Genomic DNA, 19,226 nt, shown 5'->3' with positions numbered 1-19,226 from the left:
CCTGAACCGTCATTTCCGCCGTATCATCCTGGTATAGAACAGCAGGACTGCGCCGGATATCTGAAGGGCACCGTAAAAATAACCGAGTTTTTAGAGGTGCCCAATAGTTATAACGTAATGGTTAATTTACCTTCGATTTTATCGTTCTGCCAAACATTGGTAGTTTGTCTTTGCCATTTAAAATGAATTTCAAGTTTTGAATTATCATCAAAGGTAAAAATAGCGATATGATCATTTATGTCAGGATCCAGCTCTAAATGCTTAATAGAAACAGATAGGACGTTTCTTGTTTTTGTGTCTGTGTATAGGTTGCCATTTAATTTTGAGGATCGCGTTATGGCATAAGTTCCTGTAGCAGATATTTCTGTGCCAAAATTAAGCCCGTGGCCAACAAGGCAATTATATATATCAATAGTTGGTGTATTTTCAGGGAATTTATATCCGCCGGATATTTGATACAAGGGAATATCGGTTTTCGGCAAATCTGTCACCAGGCTTTCGCATCCCAGTATCATTAACACCGGCAATAATGCAAGTAACCATTTCACAACTACCTCCATGCATAGTGCTGAATAATAGTATACACCGCCTGGAGAAATTCGTCAATTTAGCCCCAGGTCCCCTTTTCCTCCCGTTCGAAGCCGCTCCCACTTGGTCGCGGCATCTAAAGAGGCGGGTTAAACCCTTCAATCCCTATTGCCGGAATATGTTCGGTCGTATTTAATCTTTTCTAGCGGCAATAGGGATTGAACCTATCCAATATAGTATCAGTAAATACCCCGTAAACCCTTCACATATCATATTTTACTATAGGGTAAAGAATTAGTGCAATAGGTAAATTCATATTGTATCTGATAATATCAGTTAAAACGCTATTTTTTTTGAGATTTGTGTCACATATTTGGTCACACGGCAGCGTTGTAAAAACAGCCCCTAGGCAAGGGCGGTTTCAACATACGGTTACTTGCCGATAAGGAAAGCGGCTAATTTCTTGTTAGCGGCTATACCGTAACCTTGGGCTGGATTCTCCCCTGCCCAGCAAGATTAACAAACTGGGGGGTAATCCCATGCCGGGCAAGTGTTTCCCGTGCTTTATTGTTGAGGTAGTCGCATTTTTCCTGAACCGTCATTCCCGCCGTTTCATCCTGAAGCTTGAGCCGGGCGGCATGGATTTCCTTTATTGGCCCATCCTCCATGTAGGGATCGTTGAGTATCCGGGGATCGCTCATGTATTCGTCTATCGTTTTCATAATTCTAATACCTCCGCTGGTTTGTATATGCCAATGCCTTTATAATTCTCCGGATATTGACCCGGCGGACCCTCTCAATGGTCCAGGCCCTGGCAATATGCCCAAAATTAAGGCTTACAATAAAGTCTAAACCATTGACTGCCGTAATAGCAATATGGGCTGCATCCGTTTCACTTAAAGCCGTAACCGCTTCCTCTTTGATGTAAAGAGTCGCAAGCCGATCCACCTCCGGCGTTATGTCAAGAAAACGAATGCCAAATTCAGGGATAAGCTGTCGCATATTTTCCAGTTTCTCAGGGTCTTTTTCGTTTTCCATCTCATCAGTAGCAAAAGTAGAGGTATACGGCTCAAACTTCCCCGCCTTTATCATGTCAAAGACTTGCCGGGTCTGGGCCTTCAATTCCTGGTAATGCGGATCTTCCCGTTTTTCGTAATAAAAGCTAAACATCGTCGTTTCCAAATAAACGCGGGGTATGCTCATTGTTCTTCCCTACTCAGTTTTGTTTCAATCGGGGGACCGTCGATTTCCGCTACCGGGATCCGGACAATTTGCCGGGAAAAACGCCGGGCCTTTATCGTCCCTGTCACCACCCACCGCCACACGGTACGGTCTGACACGCCGAATTTTTCGGCGACTTCCTGGTAAGTGTAGTATTCCTTCGCTGGTTGATCCATATCTCCTCCCTATGAAATCCGCTGCATCGCTACCCCCGGACATCTTCACTTATGGCCCGATACTGTAGACCAGCTTTTCCGGACCCATAACACCGGCTTCTCCTCGAAGTCCAGGGTTATATCCTCCAGCCCTATGGCAAGTATTTCTCCCAGGCGCATCCCGGTGGCGTGCGAGAGCGCCACAGCTAACCTGTGGGCTTCCGTCTCCCAGGGTTCTGCAAAGAGCTTTTTCAGTTCCGCGCTTGAAAGGATCCCCCGGGGATCGTCATCGCGCCCAAGGCCGCGAAATTTTTGCGCCGGGTTATGGGATACTCTTCCAACCCTGAAGGCTTCGCGAATTGGTATACAGACAGCGGCCAGGATTGAATTGACGGTCTTTGCCTTGAGTTTGGTTTCTTTTTTAATCTGAAGCTGTAACCGATCCAAATCCTGGGCTGTCACTTCCCGCAGATGTAATCCCTGTACGCGGGGCTTAATATGGCGTTCAATAAAACCGTGATTTGCATAGCAGTATTCACGGCCTATGGCCTGGCCCCTTTTCCTCCCGTTCGGTCGGCGGGTTAAACCCTTCAATCCCTATTGCTGGAATATATTCGGTCGTATTTAATCTTTTCTAGCGGCAATAGGGATTGGTCTCCAGGCCTCAGCATCCTGCTTCGGCCTTCCGACCCGGGGTTTAACCCTGACGGGGCCATCCATGGCCCCTTCTCCTCCCATTCGGTCGGCGGACTAAACCCTTCAATCCCTATTGCCGGAATATGTTCGGTCGTATTTAATCTTTTCTAGCGGCAATAGGGATTGGTCTCCAGGCCTCAGCATCCTGCTTCGGCCTTCCGACCCGGGGTTCAGTCCTGTCGGGGCCATCCATGGCCCCTTTTCCTCCCGTTCGGTCGGCGGACTGAACCCTTCAATCCCTATTGCCGCAATCTATTCGGTCATATTTACTTTTTTTCTTTAGCGGCAATAGGGATTGAACCTATGACACTACGGATATGAGCCGTATGCTCTACCAACTGAGCTATGCCGCCGTTATTTCTAAAGTAACTCTTTAGAGTTACTTTAGAAATAACATATAATCCATTCCGCTCGGCACACAACCCGCAGGGGCGCATGCCAGCGTAATGAAACCTAATTTACCAAAAATTATCCCGGCATGTCAACACGCCGGACGCGCCCTATTCTCCCGCAAAAATATGGGCGTACTCGTGAAGCAGTTCCAGGGCTTTTTTCTTGCACTCCCCTTTGCCGCAGCCGGTACCGATCTTGGTGGCCGCCTGGAGATCCTCCCAGGAGCGGGCCCCCTTGTGGTAGGCGTCTTCCAGGTCCTTGTCGGTGATGCCCAGGCAGGTGCAGATCACCGTGGACGCTTCCTTGAGCAGCCCCGAGCGGCCTGTCTTGTCCAGGTAGTCGTCGATGGCTTTACGCAGGGCCTTGTCACCCAGGACGGAGCAGTGGATCTTGTGGGCAGGCAGGCCGCCCATCTTTTTCACCAGTTCGTCGGGTTTGACGTTGTAAGCGTCCCTGATGTTCATACCCTTGATCACCTCTGAAAGCACGCTGGTGGAGGCTATGGCGCTGGCGCAGCCGTAGGTCTTCCAACGGACATCGGTGATGATATCATCCTTAATCTTCAGCAGCATCAGCATCTGATCGCCGCAGATGATATTTCCGGTCAGCCCTCGGGCATCGGCTGGATAGGAAGATTCATCTTCCATGAGCACGTTCCTGGGGTTGGTAAAATGGTCTTTAACCGTATCTGAATATAACCAGTCAGACATACAATACCTCTCTCTGCCGGAACCTTCGTTTCCGGCCTTACTGTTTTGACGGTACCGTTGACATAGCCCGGAACCGGGCGATTATGGGCGGCACGGTTTCTATAATATAATCAATATCCTCTTTTGTAATACCCCAGCCCAGGCTGAAGCGGATGGAGCCGTGGGCCAGTTCCGGCCCTACCCCCACTGCCATGAGTACATGGGAGGGTTCCAGACTGCCTGAGGCGCAGGCCGAGCCGGTGGAAGCCTCAATGCCACTGAGGTCCAGGCCCAGCAAAATCGACTCCCCCTCCGCGCCGGGGAAGGAAACATCCAGGGTATTGGGAAGCACATCCTCGGGATGGCCGTTGATAGTGATGTCCGGCACATTTGCCAGGAGCCCATCCCGAAGCTGATTCCGCAGGGGGCGGATTTCCCGGTTGTAGGCTGCCAGGTTCTGCTTGGCCAGGGTTGCGGCTTTGCCATAGCCCAGGATGCCGATGTTGTTGTAGGTACCGGCCCGGAAACCGTCCTCCTGATGCCCCCCGTGGATCAGGGGGAACAAAGGCGCCCCGGCGCGCACATAGAGGGCGCCTATGCCTTTGGGGCCGTATATCTTGTGCCCTGACATGGTCAGGTAATCAACTTTTAGATCTTCCACATTCACAGGGATCTTCCCCGCCGCCTGGACCGCATCGGTGTGCATCCAGGCTCCAGCTGCCTTGGCCAGGTCGGCGATTGCCCTGATATCCTGTATGGTCCCGATCTCGTTATTGGCCATCATTACCGAAACCAGGAGGGTTTTTTCGCTCAGGGCCTTCTTATATTCATCCATTTTTATCTTGCCATACCCATCCACAGGAAGGAAAGTCACCTTGAAGCCTAAAGACTTGAGATAGGAAGCGGAATTGAGTACACAGGGATGCTCAATGGCGGTGGTGATTATTTCGGTACGCCCTTCAGTAAGAGATTTCCCATCCGGGCCTGAAGCTATGCGCCGCATGGTCTGGAATACTGTATTGTTGGACTCGGAACCCCCGGAGGTGAAGATCACCGTATTGGTAGGCGCCCCTATCAGGTCAGCCACGGCCTTGCGGGCTTCTTCAACCCGGGCATGGGCATGCCGGCCTGCGCTGTGCATGCTTGAGGCATTTCCGTAGATTTCCAAATCCTCTATCATCGCGGCCTTTACCTCTTTATTTAAAGGGGTTGTCGCGTTATAGTCCATGTAAATCCTTTTTTCCGCCATAAGCTTCCTGTCCTTCTTTATAGTTTATCAAATCCTATATATCATATACAACTAATATACTTTATTTTTTGTCCCTTGACCATAGTTTAAGTATACCTTTTCAGTCAGTTACATGCAATTCCCAGTATAACCGGAAGGTATTATTTCGCCTATAGCAACGGAACAAAAAAACAAGTATACTTGATCCCCCGTGCGTTGAAAGGCGCGGCCGAGGAGTTTACCCTATGGCGATACTGCTTAGGGCGGGTGATCCCGCTTTGAATGACCCTTTCCTGGACAAAGCCCTGGAGGGGATGATCCTTTCCGCTTCGGGCTGGCGGGGAATTTTCGCTGAAACCGGTAATGAAGAGGATACCGGAGACGCGATAAAGCCGGTCCATGGGGTAATTGCCGCCCTGGCCGCGGAAGTTTTCGCGGGCTACCTGATCCGCAAAAACTCGGGCTTGAAAAAAGCCCCTGTGGTGATCCTGGGAATGGATACCCGGCCTACCGGGCCGGCCATTGCGGATCCCATGATCCGGCTGCTCCTGGTTTCAGGCTGCCGGGTTCGGTACACCGGGATCACCGCCGCCCCGGAAATCATGGCCTTTGCCCGGCTAGCCCGGGAAACCCCAAACTTCGTCAAAGCCGACGGGTTTGTGTATATCTCCGCCAGCCATAACCCCATCGGCCACAACGGCCTGAAATTCGGCCTTGACGACGGGGGGGTACTGCCGGCTTCGGAAACCAAGCTCCTGATCGAAGAATTCCGCCGCCGCCTGGCTGAGCCGGACCGGATCAGCCGAATTGTGGAAGCCGCAAACCAAGCGGATAGCCTTGCCCTGGACGAAGTGTACGCCGCTGAAAAGCAGGTCAAACAGGAAGCCTTCCAAGCTTACCTTGATTTTACCCGGGAAGTATGCGCCGGTTCAAGCGACCTTCCCCATGAAGGGCCCGGGGAGATTCCTGAGCTTATCGCCCGGGGATTGCAGGACCAGCCCCTGGGGGTGGCGGCAGACTTTAACGGCTCAGCCCGTACCGTATCCATAGACAGGGAATTCCTCGGCTCATTGGGGGTCACCCTCCATGGTATGAACGATAAACCCGGCGAAATCGCCCACCGTATCGTTCCCGAGGGGGAGTCCCTAGATCCTTGCTGCAAATTTTTAGAAAAACTCCACGAAAATGATCCATCCGTAATGCTCGGCTATGTCCCTGACTGTGACGGTGACCGGGGCAACCTGGTGTTCTGGGACCATGGGGAACAAAAGGCCCGGGCCTTGGAAGCCCAGGAAGTCTTTGCCCTGGCCTGCGTGTCCGAACTGGCCCACCTGGTGTGGACCGGGGAACTGAAATACGACAACAAGGGCAATGCCCTGACCAAGGCAGCGGTGGCGGTGAACGACCCCACTTCCATGCGCATAGACCGTATCGCCCGAGCCTTTGACGTGTCGGTGTTCCGCGCCGAGGTGGGGGAAGCCAATGTGGTGGGCCTGGCCCGGAAACTGCGGGAACAGGGCTATCTGGTCCGTATCCTGGGAGAAGGCTCTGCCGGGGGCAATATCACCCACCCATCGGCGGTGCGGGACCCCATCAACACCCTGGTATCCCTGATAAAACTCCTGGCCATACGGAGTGAGGGGGAACGGAAGGGCTTCTTTGAACTGTGGTGCAACCTCTCAGACCAGGCGGAAATCTACCGGCCGGACTTTACCCTGTCAGACATTATCGCCGCCCTCCCCGCCTTTATCAGCACCGGAACCTACACACCCGAGGCGGTGCTTCAGGTAAAGACCACGGATCATGGCTTACTGAAAAGCCGGTACCAGAAAATTTTCCTCCGGGAATGGGAGGAGCGGAAGGAACTGCTCAGGACCCGCTACGGCATTACGGGCTGGGAAGCCGCCGTATACAACGGCATGGAGGAAAAGCGGGGGATCAGCGATTTTTCCATTGCCGGCAAGGGGGGCCTCAAGATTAGTTTTATTAACAAGACCGGTCATGCCGCCGCCTGCATCTGGATGCGGGGCTCGGGCACCGAACCGGTGTTCCGGGTGATGGCAGACGTGGAAGGCTCGGACAGGCGTATAGAACGGGCCCTCATCGAATGGCAGCGTAAAATGGTAAGCGAAGCGGACAATACAAGAGGAGTAGTATAACATGGGAATTCGGGGAGAGCTATTTTCGACTACGGTCGCTCTACAGAACAGGACCTATTTTTTTAATGTGAAGGAAAACCGTTTGGGGGATCTCTACCTCAATATCGTGGAGAGCAAAAACCGTGATACCGGCGGCTTTGACCGCCAATCGGTGATCCTCTTTGCGGATGATCTTACGGAATTCCTCCAGGGCTTTGACGAATCCCTCAAGGTTCTGGAAAAGGCGGTAAAGGAAAAACGCCGCGCTGCACCACGCAAGGCCCCGGAATCCCGGGGTGACGGTGAAGGCCGGGAAGACCGCCCTCCCAGAAAAGCTTCGCCCGGTGGAACACGCTCCGATGGAGCCCCGGCAAAGCGCTTCCGGAGTAAACAGGAGCGCCCCGATAGCCCCACAAGCCGGGGCAGGAAGGAAACCGGTAAAGCAGCGGGCAGCGGCAAAACCCCGGGCAGAAAGCCCGCGGCCGGTAAAACAGGCCCCCGCAAACCAGGCGCTTCCGGCGCAGGGTCCAGCCGGCCGGCGCCCAGGGGCCGCGTGGTAGTCCGAAAACGGGATCGGGACGAATAGTCCCTTTCATATCTAAAAAAAATTAAACCCTCTTGACAGGTTATATTTATATGTGATAAATACTATATAAATACTAAGAAAAGGAGAATCTGTATGAAAAAATCACTTATCAGCCTGCTTATGGCGGGCGCCATGGTTCTGTCTCTGAATTATTCCGTAGAAGCCAAGGGGAATCAGCAGAAATCAGCCACCACCCTTTCGGTAGGGGTTAACCCCGTACCCCATGGGGAATTACTGGAATTGATAAAGGACGATCTAGCCGCCCAGGGCATTGACCTGAAAATAGTGGTATTTACCGACTATGTTCAGCCCAATTCAGCCCTGCTCCAGGGGGATTTGGACGCCAACTATTTCCAGACCATCCCCTACCTGGAATCAAGCGAGGAATGGAAAAACGCCCTATCCTTTATCTGGGCCGTCCATGTGGAACCCTACGGGCTCTATTCGGAGAAGTACAAAAACATCAACGATATCCCCAACGGGGCCACCATCGCCATTAACAACGATCCCGCCAATGAAGGCCGGGCTCTGCTCCTGCTTCAGGCAAACGGGCTGATCACCCTGGCCCCAAATTCCGGTTTGCGGGCAACCCCCCAGGATATCACGGTCAACCCCAAAAACCTTAAGTTTCGGGAACTTGAAGCCGCCCAGCTTCCCCGAGCCCTGCCCGATGTAGACGCCGCCACCATCAACGGCAACTACGCCCTGGAAGCAGGCCTTAACCCGGTTAAGGATTCCCTTGCTATCGAAGGCGCCGAATCCCCCTATGCAAACGGCCTGGTCGTGAAAAAGGGGACTGAAAATGATCCCCGTTTTGAAGCCCTGAAAAAGGTCCTTCTTTCCCAGAAAGTTAAAGATTATATCAATAGCCACTACAACGGCGGGGTTGTAGCGACATTCTAGGCCTCAAAAAGCCGGCGCTGAATACCCAGGTATCCCCGCCGGCTTTTTTTGCCATTACTTTGCCCCCAAGCTATTATTGACTTTTATATTGATTTAAACGTATTGTTAAATTTGGGGACCATTGTGGCAAAACGAAAGATACCTGCTACGCCTTCTGTACGCCGGCTGCCCTCCTATTTACATGCTATCCGGCAACTACAGAGTGAAGGCAGCGAATATATATCGGGAACACTAATAGCTCAGGAATTGAATCTGGAACCTATTCAGGTGCGGAAAGATCTGGCAATTACGGGGATTTCCGGAAAGCCCAAGAAGGGCTACCCGGTAGATGCCTTGATTGATGCTATAGAACGGTTCCTTGGCTGGGCTTCTATGCAGGATGTGATTGTGGTAGGCGCCGGCAACCTGGGGAGCGCCCTCATGGGGCACCAGGAATTCCGCTCCCATGGGATGAACATTGTGGCAGCCTTTGATAAAAACCCGCAAAAAATTGGAACCTCTATACATGGGATACCGGTGCTGAACCTGGATGATCTTGAAACCGAGATCCATAAGTCCGGGGTAAAGGTGGCTATTTTGGCAGTCCATTCCGAGGCGGCCCAGCAAACAGCGGATGCCCTGGTCAATGCGGGTATCCAGGGAATATGGAACTTTACCGCCATAAAGCTTAAAGTACCCGAACCGGTGGTGGTGGAAATGGAGGACCTTTCCTCTGGATATGCCATGCTCTGTGTCACCTTGCAGGCCCAGGGGGAAGAGAATGGCGGAAATTCCCCATGACCCCGCGCCGGACCTGAAGACAGCCGCCCAGGGAGAAATGCTGGAAAACCGGCTGCGGAAACGGTACCGACACCTGCGGAAATGGGCAAAGCGCTTGGAAACCGGCGCATTCCGCCTCTATGACCGGGACATCCCGGAAATTCCCCTGGTTTTGGATTTATATGGCGATTCAATCGCCGGCGCCCTCTACGAGCGACCTTATGAAAAGGACCCCAATCAGGAATTGCAATGGCTCAGTGCCATGGAAGGGGCAATTTCCCGGGCTCTGGATATCCCAACCGAGCGGATATTTCTGAAAGAACGGGGCAAGCAGCGGGGCAAATCACAGTATGAAAAAACCTCAGGCGACCATGTTATGAAGGAGATCGCTGAAGGTGGATTGCGTTTCCGGGTAAACCTGTCGGACTACCTGGATACGGGGCTCTTTCTGGATCACCGGAAGACCCGCTCCCTAATCCGGGCAGCCGCTGGGGGGAAGCGGGTGCTGAACCTGTTCTGTTATACCGCTTCCTTCTCGGTGTACGCCGCAGCCGGTGGCGCCCTGGGAGTGGATTCGGTGGATATGTCCAACACCTACCTGGACTGGGCGGCGGCGAATTTTACCCTAAACGGCCTGGAAACCCGGCAGGTCACCCCAAGGGACTTTAGTCCTCAGGACCTGGCCGGCCTGAAAGATGCCCTCCCCTCCTGCCGCCTCATCCGGGCGGATGCACTCCGCTTTTTGGAGGGCGCCAGAGAGGCAGGGCTCAGCTGGGATCTGATCATCCTGGACCCCCCGGCCTTTTCCAATTCCAAAAAGATGAACGGGGTCCTGGATCTACGGAGGGATCACGGTACACTTATTACCAGCTGCCTCAAGCTCCTGTCCCCCGGGGGAACCCTCTGGTTCAGCGCCAATACCCGGAGTTTCAATCTGGAAAACGCGGACTTTCCCGGCATAAAAATTGAGGACATACGTGAAAAAATTCGTGATGAAGACTTTCGGGGGAAACGGCTGCCGGCGGTTTACACCTTCACCCTTCCCCCGGATTCCCGGTTTAGGAAGAGGTAAAGCTAGTATCCCGCTTTTCCTGGGCCCGCTCTTTTTCTTTTACATCCTTGACCTTTTCTTTTTCCTTGATGATCTTGGCGTCAAGCTTTCCCAAAAGCTTATCAATTGCGGGATTGAGCTCAAAATCCTTTTCTTTTACATGTATTGAAACACCCCATCGGAAGTTAACCTTAGCTTCGGCGGAAAAGTCCTTGCCATCTTTAGTAAGGGTAAAGAGGAGATCGATGATCATATTTTCCGCATTGGGAATGCGGGCAATTTTCTGATCCAGATACTCCCGGGTATCATCCCGTAAGGTAAAATGGACTGCTTTGACTTCAGTATTCATGGTTGCCTCCTGATATTTTTATGGGTCTATCGGGTGTACGATGATCCCAGATCCAGTTCGTTCCGGTACTTGGCGACGGTCCGCCTGGCCAGGGGGATTCCCTGCCTGGCCAGAAGTTCGGCAATTTCCTGATCCGAAGAGTGCTTCCCCTCGGTGCTGATAAGTTCCCTTATTATCTCCTTAACCCCCTCCTTTGAATACCGGGACCTGTCGGATCCGGTTCCACTGATGGAATTGGTAAAGAAATGGCGAATCTCAAAGATACCCCATTCGGTTTGCATATACTTTCCCCGGGCGGCTCGGGAAATAGTTGACTCATTCAGCCCCAGTTCCTGGGCTATATCCCGCAGGGTCAGGGGTGCAATGTCCCGGGGGCCGTTCACAAAAAAAGCCCGTTGAAACTCCACTATAGCACGGGATACCCTGAGCAGGGTGTGGTTCCGCTCGTTAATCGACTGGATAAACCACCGGGCTTCCTTAATATTTTCCCGGACAAAATCCCGGGCGGACTTATCCTCTCCCTTTTCACCGGAAATTTTCATAAAAAAAGGATTTAAGCCCAATACGGGGATCTCCTCGTCATTGAGGATGATGACAAATTCCCCCTCTTTTTTGATAACCTGCACATCCGGAACCACATAGCGGGTATTGTCCGATGCAAAACGCCGACCCGGGAAGGGGGACAGTTCCTTGATTTGCTCAAATATGGCCAGGACTTCAGCTTCGGAACGGGCCAGCTTTCGGGCTACTTCGGCAATTTTGCCCCGCTCGAGCTGTTCCAGGTAATCCAGGGCCTCGATGATGCCCGGGGGGGGCGCCGGAAGGAGTTCCGCCTGCACCCTGAGGGATTCCCGGTAATCGGCGGTACAGGTCCCCACGGGGTCCAGGGAGCGGATTATGGCCAGGGCCCGGACAATATAGGCAGGATTATTTTCCTTAAGCAGGGCATCCAGGGGTTCCTTGTGGAAGCCGTTTTCGTCCAGGTTTTGAATTAAACGTTCCCCAATACGGCGTACCGGTTCCTCTGCAATTTCAAGCCTAAGCTGCCAGAGCAGGTGCTCCTGGAGGGTTTCCGGCCGGGACAGGGCCCCTTCCAGGAATTTATGCCGCTCCGCAGATTCCTCATCCCCCCCCTTGCTGACAAAGCCCGAATCCGAACTGGTTTCAAAGTAGTCATTCTCTTCTTTGCGGGGAACATAGGCTTCATCCAGGGAAAGGACCGTATGATCCGCCACCACTTCCAGGGCAGGGTTCCGCTCAACCTCTTCCTCGATTTTCTCCCGCAGATCCATAATGGGCAGCCCCATCATTTTGATAGACTGAATCTGCTGGGGATTCATTTTGAGACGCTGTTCCTGGATAAAGGACGGACGCTGCAGCTGCACGGAATACTCCCAAAGGATCGAGTGCCCGGCCTGTCAAAATCCAACAGGCCTTGATAAAACTATTGTTCCATGCGGGTTCTTTGTCAAGCGGAAAGAGATTGGACTTGTTTGGAAACCCGGTTGGTTGCCGAATAACTCTATTGTAAAAAACCGGGGTGATCGGTAAAGTACCTGACAGGGAGGCTCTTCAATGGCAGATTTAGAGCAACGGCTTGCGGCATTAGGCACGGTTATACCCGAAATTGCCCTTCCCCGGGGGGATATTGACCTGGAAAAGTGGGCGGTTATCGCCTGCGATCAGTTTACCCAGGACCGCAGCTATTGGGAAACTGTCCGGAAAACCGCCGGATCCTCCCCTTCCACCCTAAATTTGATCTTCCCCGAAGTCTATCTGGAGGATCCTGACCGGGAAAACCGTATCAAGGTCATCCATAAGGCAATGGAATCCGTTTTTTTAGAAGGAATTCTGGCCCCTCCCCGGAAAGGTCTGGTCTATATTGAACGGGGCACGGCTCTGCACCCCCGCCGCCGGGGGCTGGTTCTGGCCTTAGACCTGGAAGAATACGACTGGGCCCCTTCTTCCCGGCCCCTGATCCGGTCCACCGAAGGCACGGTCCCGGAAAGGCTTCCCCCCCGGATGGAGATACGCCGTTCCGCCCCCCTGGAAACGCCCCACATCATCGTACTTATCGATGACCAAGAGGACACCCTGTTCCCAGGCCTGGGAGAGCGGGCAAAGCAAGTTCAGCCCTGTTACAACACCCCCCTCATGGGCGGCGCCGGGACAGTAAGCGGCTGGTTTTTGGACCGTGAAGAGGACTGGCGTTTCCTGGCGGAGGGCCTGGAGACCCTTGCCCGCCGGGCGGTCACCCGGTACGGTAACACCGCGCCCGGAGACCACCCCTTCCTCTACGCCATGGGCGACGGCAACCACTCCCTGGCCACCGCCAAGGGGGTCTGGGAGGAGTACAAAAAGCAGCATCAGGGTGAACCGGGGCTTGAGAAACATCCTGCCCGGTATGCCCTGGTTGAGCTGGAAAACCTCTACGATCCGGGAATAGCCTTTGAACCCATACACCGGCTTATCTTCGGCGCCGGAGTGGAAGCGGTCCTGGAAACTCTGAAAAAGCTCCCGGGTTTCTCCAGCCGCCCCATCTCCGGCCTGGAGGAACTTTCCCGGCTGGTCGCGGAGGAGACCCGGGGAAACCGCTACGGTCTCATCTCAGCCGGCCAGAGCATCCTGGTTGAAACCAGTGCCGCCGGAATAGCCACTGAACCCCTCCAACCCCTGTTGGACAGTTTTATTAGCGAAGCCCAGGGGCGCTCCATTGACTACATCCATGGTGAAAAGGACCTGACCCGCCTCGCCTGGGCGGTCGGAGAAAAGCCCGCAGTGGGCATACTCCTGCCACCGGTGAGGAAAGACGGCTTATTCCGCACCGTGGCCCGCTCCGGCCCTCTGCCGCGGAAAAGTTTTTCCATGGGGGAGGCGGAAGAAAAGCGCTTTTACTTGGAGTGCAGGAGACTTTTCGGGTAGAGGCTTTTCTTTTCGAAAAGCAATTTTACTGTTACTATTTCTGCCAGTGACGGGTTAGGCATTTCTCACTACTTGACTATCCCCCTTGTTTGGGAATAATAAAGGGGTCCCTTTAGCCTACACGTACAAAGGAATAGACCATGAAAAAGAGATATGTTTCGCTTTCATTGCAGATTCTGTTACTGTGTCTTGGTTTGGTACTGACGATTTCCACGATTTTTTCCGTAATTTTTATGACCAACCTGTCCAAGATTACCGAAAAAAACCTCCGTTCCAATGCGGATATCACCATGCGTTACCTGAATGCGGACATACAAAACGCCCTGGCCCCGGCTATTCAGATGACCACCCAAGCGGCCGCCTTTGCGGCGGGCGTTCCTTCCCCGGAATCCCTTGACAGCATCCTCAAGGATATACTTTCCACCAATTCCACGGTCTTTGAAATGTACTTTGGGACCATTGCTTCCCGTTTTGACGGGGGCTATTTTGTTACCGCCACAGACTGGGCGCCCTATGTAGATTCCGAAACCTGGGATCAGGTTAAGCGCCCCTGGTTTATAAGCGCCATACAGTCCCCCGGTCAAATCATTATTACCGACCCCTATGAAGATTCTCAAACCGGAAAGATCTGCGTCTCCATAGTCCGGACCGCCGAAGATGCACGGGGGCAGATCGCCGGGGTAGTCGGAGTCGATGTGTTTATGGATGTCCTGGTGGATCTAGTCAACGCCCGGAAGATCACCGATGACGGCCGCAGCTTCCTTGTTGATGCTGACGGCTTGTTTCTGACCCATAGCGATCCAACGTATATCATGCAGCGCAACTTCTTTGACATGGTTGACAAATCTATCAGCCTGGAATCGGTATTAACAAAGCTTGGGACAGTTTCCCTCACCAGGGATACCTACGTCTGTTCTTCCCCGGTAGCCGGGACAGAATGGTTCATGGTTTCAACCGGTTCTCTTGCGGTACTACAGAAGGACGCCCAGGCCCTGCTGCGTCTCATCATTTTAACCGCCGTTTTAATAGCAGTATTAGTATCTGCCGCCGCAATTTTTATGAGTACCGCCATCACCCGGCCTTTTAAAGAGCTGGTAAAATGTTTCGATGTTATTGCCGGCGGGGATTTAAACATTGAATCCGGGGACTATAGCTCTAAAGAAGCATCAAGCCTTTCCCAGGGCTTCAACAATTTTACCGGGGGTATCAGCTCCATGGTAAAAAAAATACAGGATTCTTCGACTTCGATACAGCAGATCGCGGATAATTTATCAAGCTCTGCGGGGATAACCAGGGAAACTATTTCCAGCGCCAGGGAAGTGGTAGAATCTATCCGTGGGGACATAAACCGGGAGAACCAATCCATCAGCGAATCCGAATCCAAGGTTCTCAATATCATGAACGAGATAGAACGGCTCAACGAAAAAATAAACGGCCAGGGTGATGCCATAAGCGCCGCTTCTTCGGCCATGGAAGAGATGGCCGCCAGCATTCGTTCTGTAGAACAGAGTGCCCTGTCCATGAGCGCCAATGTGGAAGAATTGGTAGCCTCCTCGGCGGAAGAAAAAAAGCGGCTATCGGAAGTAGCGGAAGCGACTAAGCAGGTTGAGACAGAATCCCAATCCCTGGCGGAGATGAACAAGGTTATTTCCGATGTAGCAACCCAGACAAACCTCCTGTCCATGAACGCCGCCATAGAAGCGGCCCACGCAGGAGAAGCGGGCCGTGGTTTTGCGGTAGTCGCCCAGGAAATCCGCAAACTGGCAGAAGCCACCTCCCAGCAGTCAAAAAATTCCAGCGAGGCCCTCCTGTCTATTCAGAAAAAGATCCGGGGTATAGCCGCCGCTTCCACCGAAGTAGAGCAGTCCTTTGTGGAAACCATTGAAAAGATCCATGATGTTGAAAAGATTGCCACCCGTTTACACGATGCCACCCGTGAACAAAGCATAGGAGCAGAACAGATAGTACGCTCCAACCAGATAATCAACACCATTACTGTGGACGTTAAAGACGGCGCCGCAGTTATGAAGACTGAAGCCTCATCGGCGTCAAACCTGTGCCGTTCCCTTACGGAATTAAGCCTTGGGGTAGCGGAAAAGGTTACAGCCTGTGAACAGGATTTTAACACCCTGTCGGATAATTCCAATTCGGTGGTCCAGTTCGCAGAAAGCGCCGGGCGCGGCGTGGTGGATTTGGACGAGTCGATTAGTATATTTAAGGTCAGAAGCAGCTTTTGAAAGAAGTGCAAGGAAGGTTGAATGACCAACGAACAGCTTAAAAACCTGAAAGACACCCTCTGGAGTACCGCAGACCAGCTCCGCGCCAACTCCGGCCTAAAATCAACCGAATACGCTACCCCCATACTCGGCCTCATTTTCCTCCGTTTTGCAGAAAGTAAATACACCCAATATGAAGCGGACATACAGGCTGAATACAACAAAAACAAAGGTAAGCGGGCCGAGCGGCCCATCCATGAAATCGCCATAGAGAAATGCGGTTATTATCTCCCCGATGAAGCCCGTTACAGTTACCTGCTTAACCTGAGCGAAGATACCAACCTCGCCGAAAAAGTTAAGAACGCCATGATAAAACTGGAAAAATATACCGTAGAGCTTGCCGGAACCCTACCCAAAGATGAATACTATCGGGTCAACAGTGAAGATGACCCCCTAGTATTGGCAAAACTCCTCAAAGCTTTTAAGGATATTCCCACCGATGTAAGCCTGGATATATTCGGTGAAATCTACGAATACTTTCTTGGCGAATTTGCCCTTGCCGAAGGCCAAGGAGGGGGCGAATTCTTTACCCCATCAACGGTCGTCCGCTATATGGTAGAAGTGCTTGCTCCCGCGGAAGGCAAAATCCTTGACCCCGCCTGTGGTTCTGGTGGTATGTTTGTCCAGACTGCCCATTACATAACCCGGCATCGGAAAAAGGGCAGGGATATAAATCTCCGCGCCTATGGTGTTGAAAAGACAGCCGCCACGGTTCGTCTGGCAAAAATGAACCTGATTCTGAATAATGTCCGAGGCGAAATTGTAGAAGCAAATTCCTATTACCGGGATCCCCACAATAGTCTTGGCGCTTTTGATTATGTCATGGCAAATCCACCTTTTAACGTTGACGAGGTAGAACTGGATCAGGTAATCAACCAACCCCGCTTTAACAGTTACGGTGTTCCCCGGAATAAAACAAAGCAGAAAAAAAAAGACGCCAAGGAAACAGTCCCCAATGCCAACTACCTTTGGATAAACCTCTTTGCCACTTCCCTGAACGATCAAGGCCGGGCGGCTCTGGTTATGGCAAATTCTGCGTCCGATGCGGGGCATAGCGAAAAGGATATCCGCATAAAATTGATAGAATCCGGTGTCATCAGCCAGATGGTAACCCTGCCTACCAATATGTTTTCCAGCGTTACCCTTCCCGCAACCCTCTGGTTTTTCGATAAGGCAAAACATAAAAAAGATGAAATTCTTTTTATAGATGCCCGTAATATTTTTACCCAAGTGGACCGGGCTCATCGCAAATTTTCTGATGAACAGATAAAGAATTTGGGAATCATTACCCGCCTTTACGAAGGAAAAACCGATGAGTATAAAGCCCTCCTTGATGAATACAAGGCCGCTAAAGAAAAGGCAAAAGATAAAGAAGAAAAAGCTTATTGGCAGTCAAATATTGATTGGCTCACGGAACGCTTCCCCAGGGGTAAATATGCCGATGTAATCGGCCTCTGTAAAGCTGCAAAAATAAAAGGTGAGGATGGCATAAAGGATCAGGATTATTCCCTTAATCCCGGCCGTTATGTCGGTGTAGTTATCGAAGATGATGGAATGACCGAAGCGGAATTCAAGAATGAAATGCTTAATTTAAATGAAGAACTTTCCAAACTTAATGATGAAGCAAAAAAGCTGGAAAAAAAGATACGGGTGAATTTGCAGGAACTGGTGGGCAGTAAATGAACGAGCAGATTTTACGCATTGATTTACGGAACATCAAGATCTATAAATATTGCAAAGCCTATTGCGGCAACAACCCAGTCATAACGGACGATAACGCCTATTTCAGGTTTATTTTACCGGTGCCTTTCTTCGATGGTACCCCTCAAGCTACCCCTCAAGCTACCCCCCAAGCTACCCCCCAAGCTACCCCCCAAGATACCCCTCAAGGTAGTGATCAAGATGCAAGCAGGGAAGAGCGTATATTGGTTTTCTGCAACACTCCAAAAAGTGCTGACGAAATACAGAGACGGGTAAATATTAAAGATAGGAAATATTTTAGAACTGCAATATTAAATCCACTTATTGAAAGCGGGAAACTTGAGCGAACTATCCCCGATAAGCCTACCAGCAAAAATCAGAAATATGTCACGGTGGGTGGAAAATGAGTAAGTGGGAAGTAAAACGGGTAAGTGAAATTGTAGATATTATTAATGGAGGAACTCCAAAAACCGAAGTATCAGATTATTGGAATGGGGGTATTTATTGGCTTTCTGTTAATGATTTTTCAGGGGATTCAAGATGGGTCTATAAGTCGGAAAAAACAATCACAGATAAAGGGTTGGAAAACAGTGCAACAAATCTATTGGAAAAAGGGGATATCATTATTTCTGCAAGAGGAACGGTCGGTGAAATTGCCCAAATAGGATTGCCAATGGCTTTTAACCAATCGAATTACGGGCTGCGAGCAAAATCAAACTATTCAAATGATTATATTTATTATTCCTTAAAACATCAACTTAAATATTTTAAACAAATTGCAAATGGTGCCGTCTTTGATACAATAATTAGAGCTACTTTTGATCATATGAAAATTTCCGTTCCACCTCTTCCCACCCAACACCGTATTGCCGAAATTCTCTCCGCCTATGACGATCTTATAGAGAACAATAGTCGCTGCATAATACTTTTGGAAAAAGCTACCCAGGAATTGTATAAAGAGTGGTTTGTCCGATTTCGTTTTCCAGGGTATAAGAAAACACGGTTTGAAGACGGTATCCCCAAGGGATGGGAAGTTAAGCGATTGGGAGAAGTTGTAAATATTACTTCCAGCAAACGAATTTACCTGTCCGATTATGTAGACAAAGGCATCCCCTTCTATCGCTCAAAAGAAGTCATACAATCCGCAAATGGTGAATCGCTAACTGAACCATTGTATATTTTAGAAGATAAGTATAATGAGCTGAAAAATAAATTTGGTGTACCATCAAAAAATGACATCCTTATAACATCAGTTGGTACAATTGGAATATCATGGCTCGTTGATGATCGTGTGTTTTACTTCAAAGATGGAAATTTGACATGGTTACAAAGCGGAAAAACACCGCAAAGCGCTTTATATATTTTTCTTTGGCTTAATTCTGATATTGGTAAAAATGCATTATTTTCTTCGACAATCGGAACATCTCAAAGTGCCTTAACTATTGAAAATTTGAATAAAATCAAGCTCATTATGCCGGAGGTCCACATTTTGGACGTGTTCTATGAAAAAGCCGGAGCTTTAATTAGCCAAAAACGTATATTGCAAACTCAATCCCAAAACTTGGATCGCCAGCGCGATCTCCTCCTTCCTCGCCTGTTAAGCGGTAAACTTGAAGTGTGAATTATAAAAA

General features: G+C 50.9%; 19 protein-coding genes and 1 tRNA gene. 10 read left to right on the top strand and 10 right to left on the bottom strand.

Annotated elements, in window-relative coordinates:
• Window positions 1-107: 107 nt before the first annotated feature.
• The 8 genes from TREPR_RS06535 to TREPR_RS06500 all read right to left on the bottom strand — a co-directional run bounded on the left by TREPR_RS06535 (window position 108) and on the right by TREPR_RS06500 (window position 4,931).
• On the bottom strand, window positions 108-548 hold the full coding sequence (locus TREPR_RS06535) for a hypothetical protein (protein ID WP_015707510.1): 441 nt from the start codon (window positions 546-548) through the stop codon (window positions 108-110).
• A 453-nt stretch (window positions 549-1,001) separates the two neighbouring features.
• The gene (locus TREPR_RS06530) at window positions 1,002-1,250 is read right to left on the bottom strand and encodes a hypothetical protein (RefSeq protein WP_015707509.1); all 249 of its coding nucleotides are present in this window, start codon (window positions 1,248-1,250) and stop codon (window positions 1,002-1,004) included.
• A gap of 4 nt (window positions 1,251-1,254) precedes the next feature.
• Window positions 1,255-1,731, bottom strand: coding sequence for a PIN domain-containing protein (locus TREPR_RS06525; protein ID WP_245534799.1), 477 nt, complete (start codon window positions 1,729-1,731; stop codon window positions 1,255-1,257).
• Window positions 1,728-1,925 (bottom strand): helix-turn-helix transcriptional regulator, encoded by a 198-nt coding sequence (locus TREPR_RS06520; RefSeq protein WP_015707507.1) that lies wholly within the window; start codon window positions 1,923-1,925, stop codon window positions 1,728-1,730. Before TREPR_RS06520 ends, TREPR_RS06525 begins: the two co-directional genes overlap by 4 nt.
• Before the next feature lie 45 nt (window positions 1,926-1,970).
• Window positions 1,971-2,498, bottom strand: a complete 528-nt coding sequence (locus tag TREPR_RS06515; RefSeq protein ID WP_041611053.1) for a site-specific integrase — start codon at window positions 2,496-2,498, stop codon at window positions 1,971-1,973.
• A 382-nt stretch (window positions 2,499-2,880) separates the two neighbouring features.
• Window positions 2,881-2,953 (bottom strand) — tRNA-Met (locus TREPR_RS06510).
• Window positions 2,954-3,100: 147 nt separating this feature from the next.
• Window positions 3,101-3,703, bottom strand: a complete 603-nt coding sequence (locus TREPR_RS06505; protein ID WP_015707505.1) for an iron-sulfur cluster assembly scaffold protein — start codon at window positions 3,701-3,703, stop codon at window positions 3,101-3,103.
• 37 nt (window positions 3,704-3,740) lie between these two features.
• Window positions 3,741-4,931, bottom strand: a complete 1,191-nt coding sequence (locus tag TREPR_RS06500; RefSeq protein ID WP_015707504.1) for a cysteine desulfurase family protein — start codon at window positions 4,929-4,931, stop codon at window positions 3,741-3,743.
• A gap of 224 nt (window positions 4,932-5,155) precedes the next feature.
• On the opposite strand from TREPR_RS06500, the gene TREPR_RS06495 reads away from it, so the two are divergent.
• From TREPR_RS06495 to TREPR_RS06475, 5 genes are all read left to right on the top strand, one after another.
• Complete coding sequence (locus tag TREPR_RS06495) at window positions 5,156-7,069, top strand: phosphohexomutase domain-containing protein (RefSeq protein ID WP_015707503.1); 1,914 nt, start codon at window positions 5,156-5,158, stop codon at window positions 7,067-7,069.
• A gap of 1 nt (window position 7,070) precedes the next feature.
• Window positions 7,071-7,634, top strand: a complete 564-nt coding sequence (locus tag TREPR_RS06490; RefSeq protein ID WP_015707502.1) for a DUF3276 family protein — start codon at window positions 7,071-7,073, stop codon at window positions 7,632-7,634.
• 93 nt (window positions 7,635-7,727) lie between these two features.
• The gene (locus TREPR_RS06485) at window positions 7,728-8,537 is read left to right on the top strand and encodes a MetQ/NlpA family ABC transporter substrate-binding protein (protein WP_015707501.1); all 810 of its coding nucleotides are present in this window, start codon (window positions 7,728-7,730) and stop codon (window positions 8,535-8,537) included.
• 123 nt (window positions 8,538-8,660) lie between these two features.
• Window positions 8,661-9,317: a redox-sensing transcriptional repressor Rex gene (locus TREPR_RS06480; protein ID WP_041611052.1), complete on the top strand. Its 657-nt coding sequence runs from the start codon at window positions 8,661-8,663 to the stop codon at window positions 9,315-9,317.
• Window positions 9,298-10,368 (top strand): class I SAM-dependent methyltransferase, encoded by a 1,071-nt coding sequence (locus tag TREPR_RS06475; RefSeq protein WP_015707499.1) that lies wholly within the window; start codon window positions 9,298-9,300, stop codon window positions 10,366-10,368. Before TREPR_RS06480 ends, TREPR_RS06475 begins: the two co-directional genes overlap by 20 nt.
• On the opposite strand, the gene TREPR_RS06470 is transcribed toward TREPR_RS06475, so the two are convergent.
• Both TREPR_RS06470 and rpoN read right to left on the bottom strand, forming a co-directional pair.
• Window positions 10,355-10,696 carry an HPF/RaiA family ribosome-associated protein gene (locus TREPR_RS06470; protein WP_015707498.1) on the bottom strand — a complete coding sequence of 114 codons (342 nt, stop codon included), beginning with the start codon at window positions 10,694-10,696 and terminating at the stop codon, window positions 10,355-10,357. The two genes, TREPR_RS06475 and TREPR_RS06470, sit on opposite strands and share 14 nt — an antisense overlap.
• 26 nt (window positions 10,697-10,722) lie before the next feature.
• Window positions 10,723-12,081, bottom strand: a complete 1,359-nt coding sequence (rpoN, locus tag TREPR_RS06465) for an RNA polymerase factor sigma-54 (protein ID WP_015707497.1) — start codon at window positions 12,079-12,081, stop codon at window positions 10,723-10,725.
• 190 nt (window positions 12,082-12,271) lie between these two features.
• Between rpoN and TREPR_RS06460 the strand changes: the two genes are divergently transcribed.
• From TREPR_RS06460 to TREPR_RS17810, 5 genes are all read left to right on the top strand, one after another.
• Window positions 12,272-13,618: a DUF1015 domain-containing protein gene (locus tag TREPR_RS06460; RefSeq protein ID WP_015707496.1), complete on the top strand. Its 1,347-nt coding sequence runs from the start codon at window positions 12,272-12,274 to the stop codon at window positions 13,616-13,618.
• 140 nt (window positions 13,619-13,758) lie between these two features.
• Window positions 13,759-15,855 (top strand): methyl-accepting chemotaxis protein, encoded by a 2,097-nt coding sequence (locus tag TREPR_RS06455; RefSeq protein ID WP_015707495.1) that lies wholly within the window; start codon window positions 13,759-13,761, stop codon window positions 15,853-15,855.
• A 21-nt stretch (window positions 15,856-15,876) separates the two neighbouring features.
• The gene (locus TREPR_RS06450) at window positions 15,877-17,577 is read left to right on the top strand and encodes a class I SAM-dependent DNA methyltransferase (protein WP_015707494.1); all 1,701 of its coding nucleotides are present in this window, start codon (window positions 15,877-15,879) and stop codon (window positions 17,575-17,577) included.
• Complete coding sequence (locus tag TREPR_RS06445) at window positions 17,574-18,002, top strand: Fic family protein (RefSeq protein WP_015707493.1); 429 nt, start codon at window positions 17,574-17,576, stop codon at window positions 18,000-18,002. The genes TREPR_RS06450 and TREPR_RS06445 overlap by 4 nt, the downstream gene beginning before the upstream one ends.
• Window positions 17,999-19,216, top strand: coding sequence for a restriction endonuclease subunit S (locus TREPR_RS17810; protein WP_015707492.1), 1,218 nt, complete (start codon window positions 17,999-18,001; stop codon window positions 19,214-19,216). Before TREPR_RS06445 ends, TREPR_RS17810 begins: the two co-directional genes overlap by 4 nt.
• Window positions 19,217-19,226: the final 10 nt, after the last annotated feature.

It is taken from the genome of Treponema primitia ZAS-2, from assembly GCF_000214375.1.
Taxonomy (GTDB): Bacteria; Spirochaetota; Spirochaetia; order Treponematales; family Breznakiellaceae; genus Termitinema; species Termitinema primitia.
Note: the sequence above shows the minus strand (reverse complement) of the source record. Positions and strands in the feature narration are given on the sequence as shown.

What these genes read in the sequence shown, in the direction of transcription:
- TREPR_RS06530 (WP_015707509.1), bottom strand. Translation starts at nt 1,250, where the DNA reads ATGAAAACGATAGACGAATACATGAGCGATCCCCGGATACTCAACGAT.
- TREPR_RS06525 (WP_245534799.1), bottom strand. Translation starts at nt 1,731, where the DNA reads ATGAGCATACCCCGCGTTTATTTGGAAACGACGATGTTTAGCTTTTAT.
- TREPR_RS06520 (WP_015707507.1), bottom strand. Translation starts at nt 1,925, where the DNA reads ATGGATCAACCAGCGAAGGAATACTACACTTACCAGGAAGTCGCCGAA.
- TREPR_RS06505 (WP_015707505.1), bottom strand. Translation starts at nt 3,703, where the DNA reads ATGTCTGACTGGTTATATTCAGATACGGTTAAAGACCATTTTACCAAC.
- TREPR_RS06500 (WP_015707504.1), bottom strand. Translation starts at nt 4,931, where the DNA reads ATGGCGGAAAAAAGGATTTACATGGACTATAACGCGACAACCCCTTTA.
- TREPR_RS06495 (WP_015707503.1), top strand. Translation starts at nt 5,156, where the DNA reads ATGGCGATACTGCTTAGGGCGGGTGATCCCGCTTTGAATGACCCTTTC.
- TREPR_RS06490 (WP_015707502.1), top strand. Translation starts at nt 7,071, where the DNA reads ATGGGAATTCGGGGAGAGCTATTTTCGACTACGGTCGCTCTACAGAAC.
- TREPR_RS06485 (WP_015707501.1), top strand. Translation starts at nt 7,728, where the DNA reads ATGAAAAAATCACTTATCAGCCTGCTTATGGCGGGCGCCATGGTTCTG.
- TREPR_RS06475 (WP_015707499.1), top strand. Translation starts at nt 9,298, where the DNA reads ATGGCGGAAATTCCCCATGACCCCGCGCCGGACCTGAAGACAGCCGCC.
- TREPR_RS06470 (WP_015707498.1), bottom strand. Translation starts at nt 10,696, where the DNA reads ATGAATACTGAAGTCAAAGCAGTCCATTTTACCTTACGGGATGATACC.
- TREPR_RS06460 (WP_015707496.1), top strand. Translation starts at nt 12,272, where the DNA reads ATGGCAGATTTAGAGCAACGGCTTGCGGCATTAGGCACGGTTATACCC.
- TREPR_RS06455 (WP_015707495.1), top strand. Translation starts at nt 13,759, where the DNA reads ATGAAAAAGAGATATGTTTCGCTTTCATTGCAGATTCTGTTACTGTGT.
- TREPR_RS06450 (WP_015707494.1), top strand. Translation starts at nt 15,877, where the DNA reads ATGACCAACGAACAGCTTAAAAACCTGAAAGACACCCTCTGGAGTACC.
- TREPR_RS06445 (WP_015707493.1), top strand. Translation starts at nt 17,574, where the DNA reads ATGAACGAGCAGATTTTACGCATTGATTTACGGAACATCAAGATCTAT.
- TREPR_RS17810 (WP_015707492.1), top strand. Translation starts at nt 17,999, where the DNA reads ATGAGTAAGTGGGAAGTAAAACGGGTAAGTGAAATTGTAGATATTATT.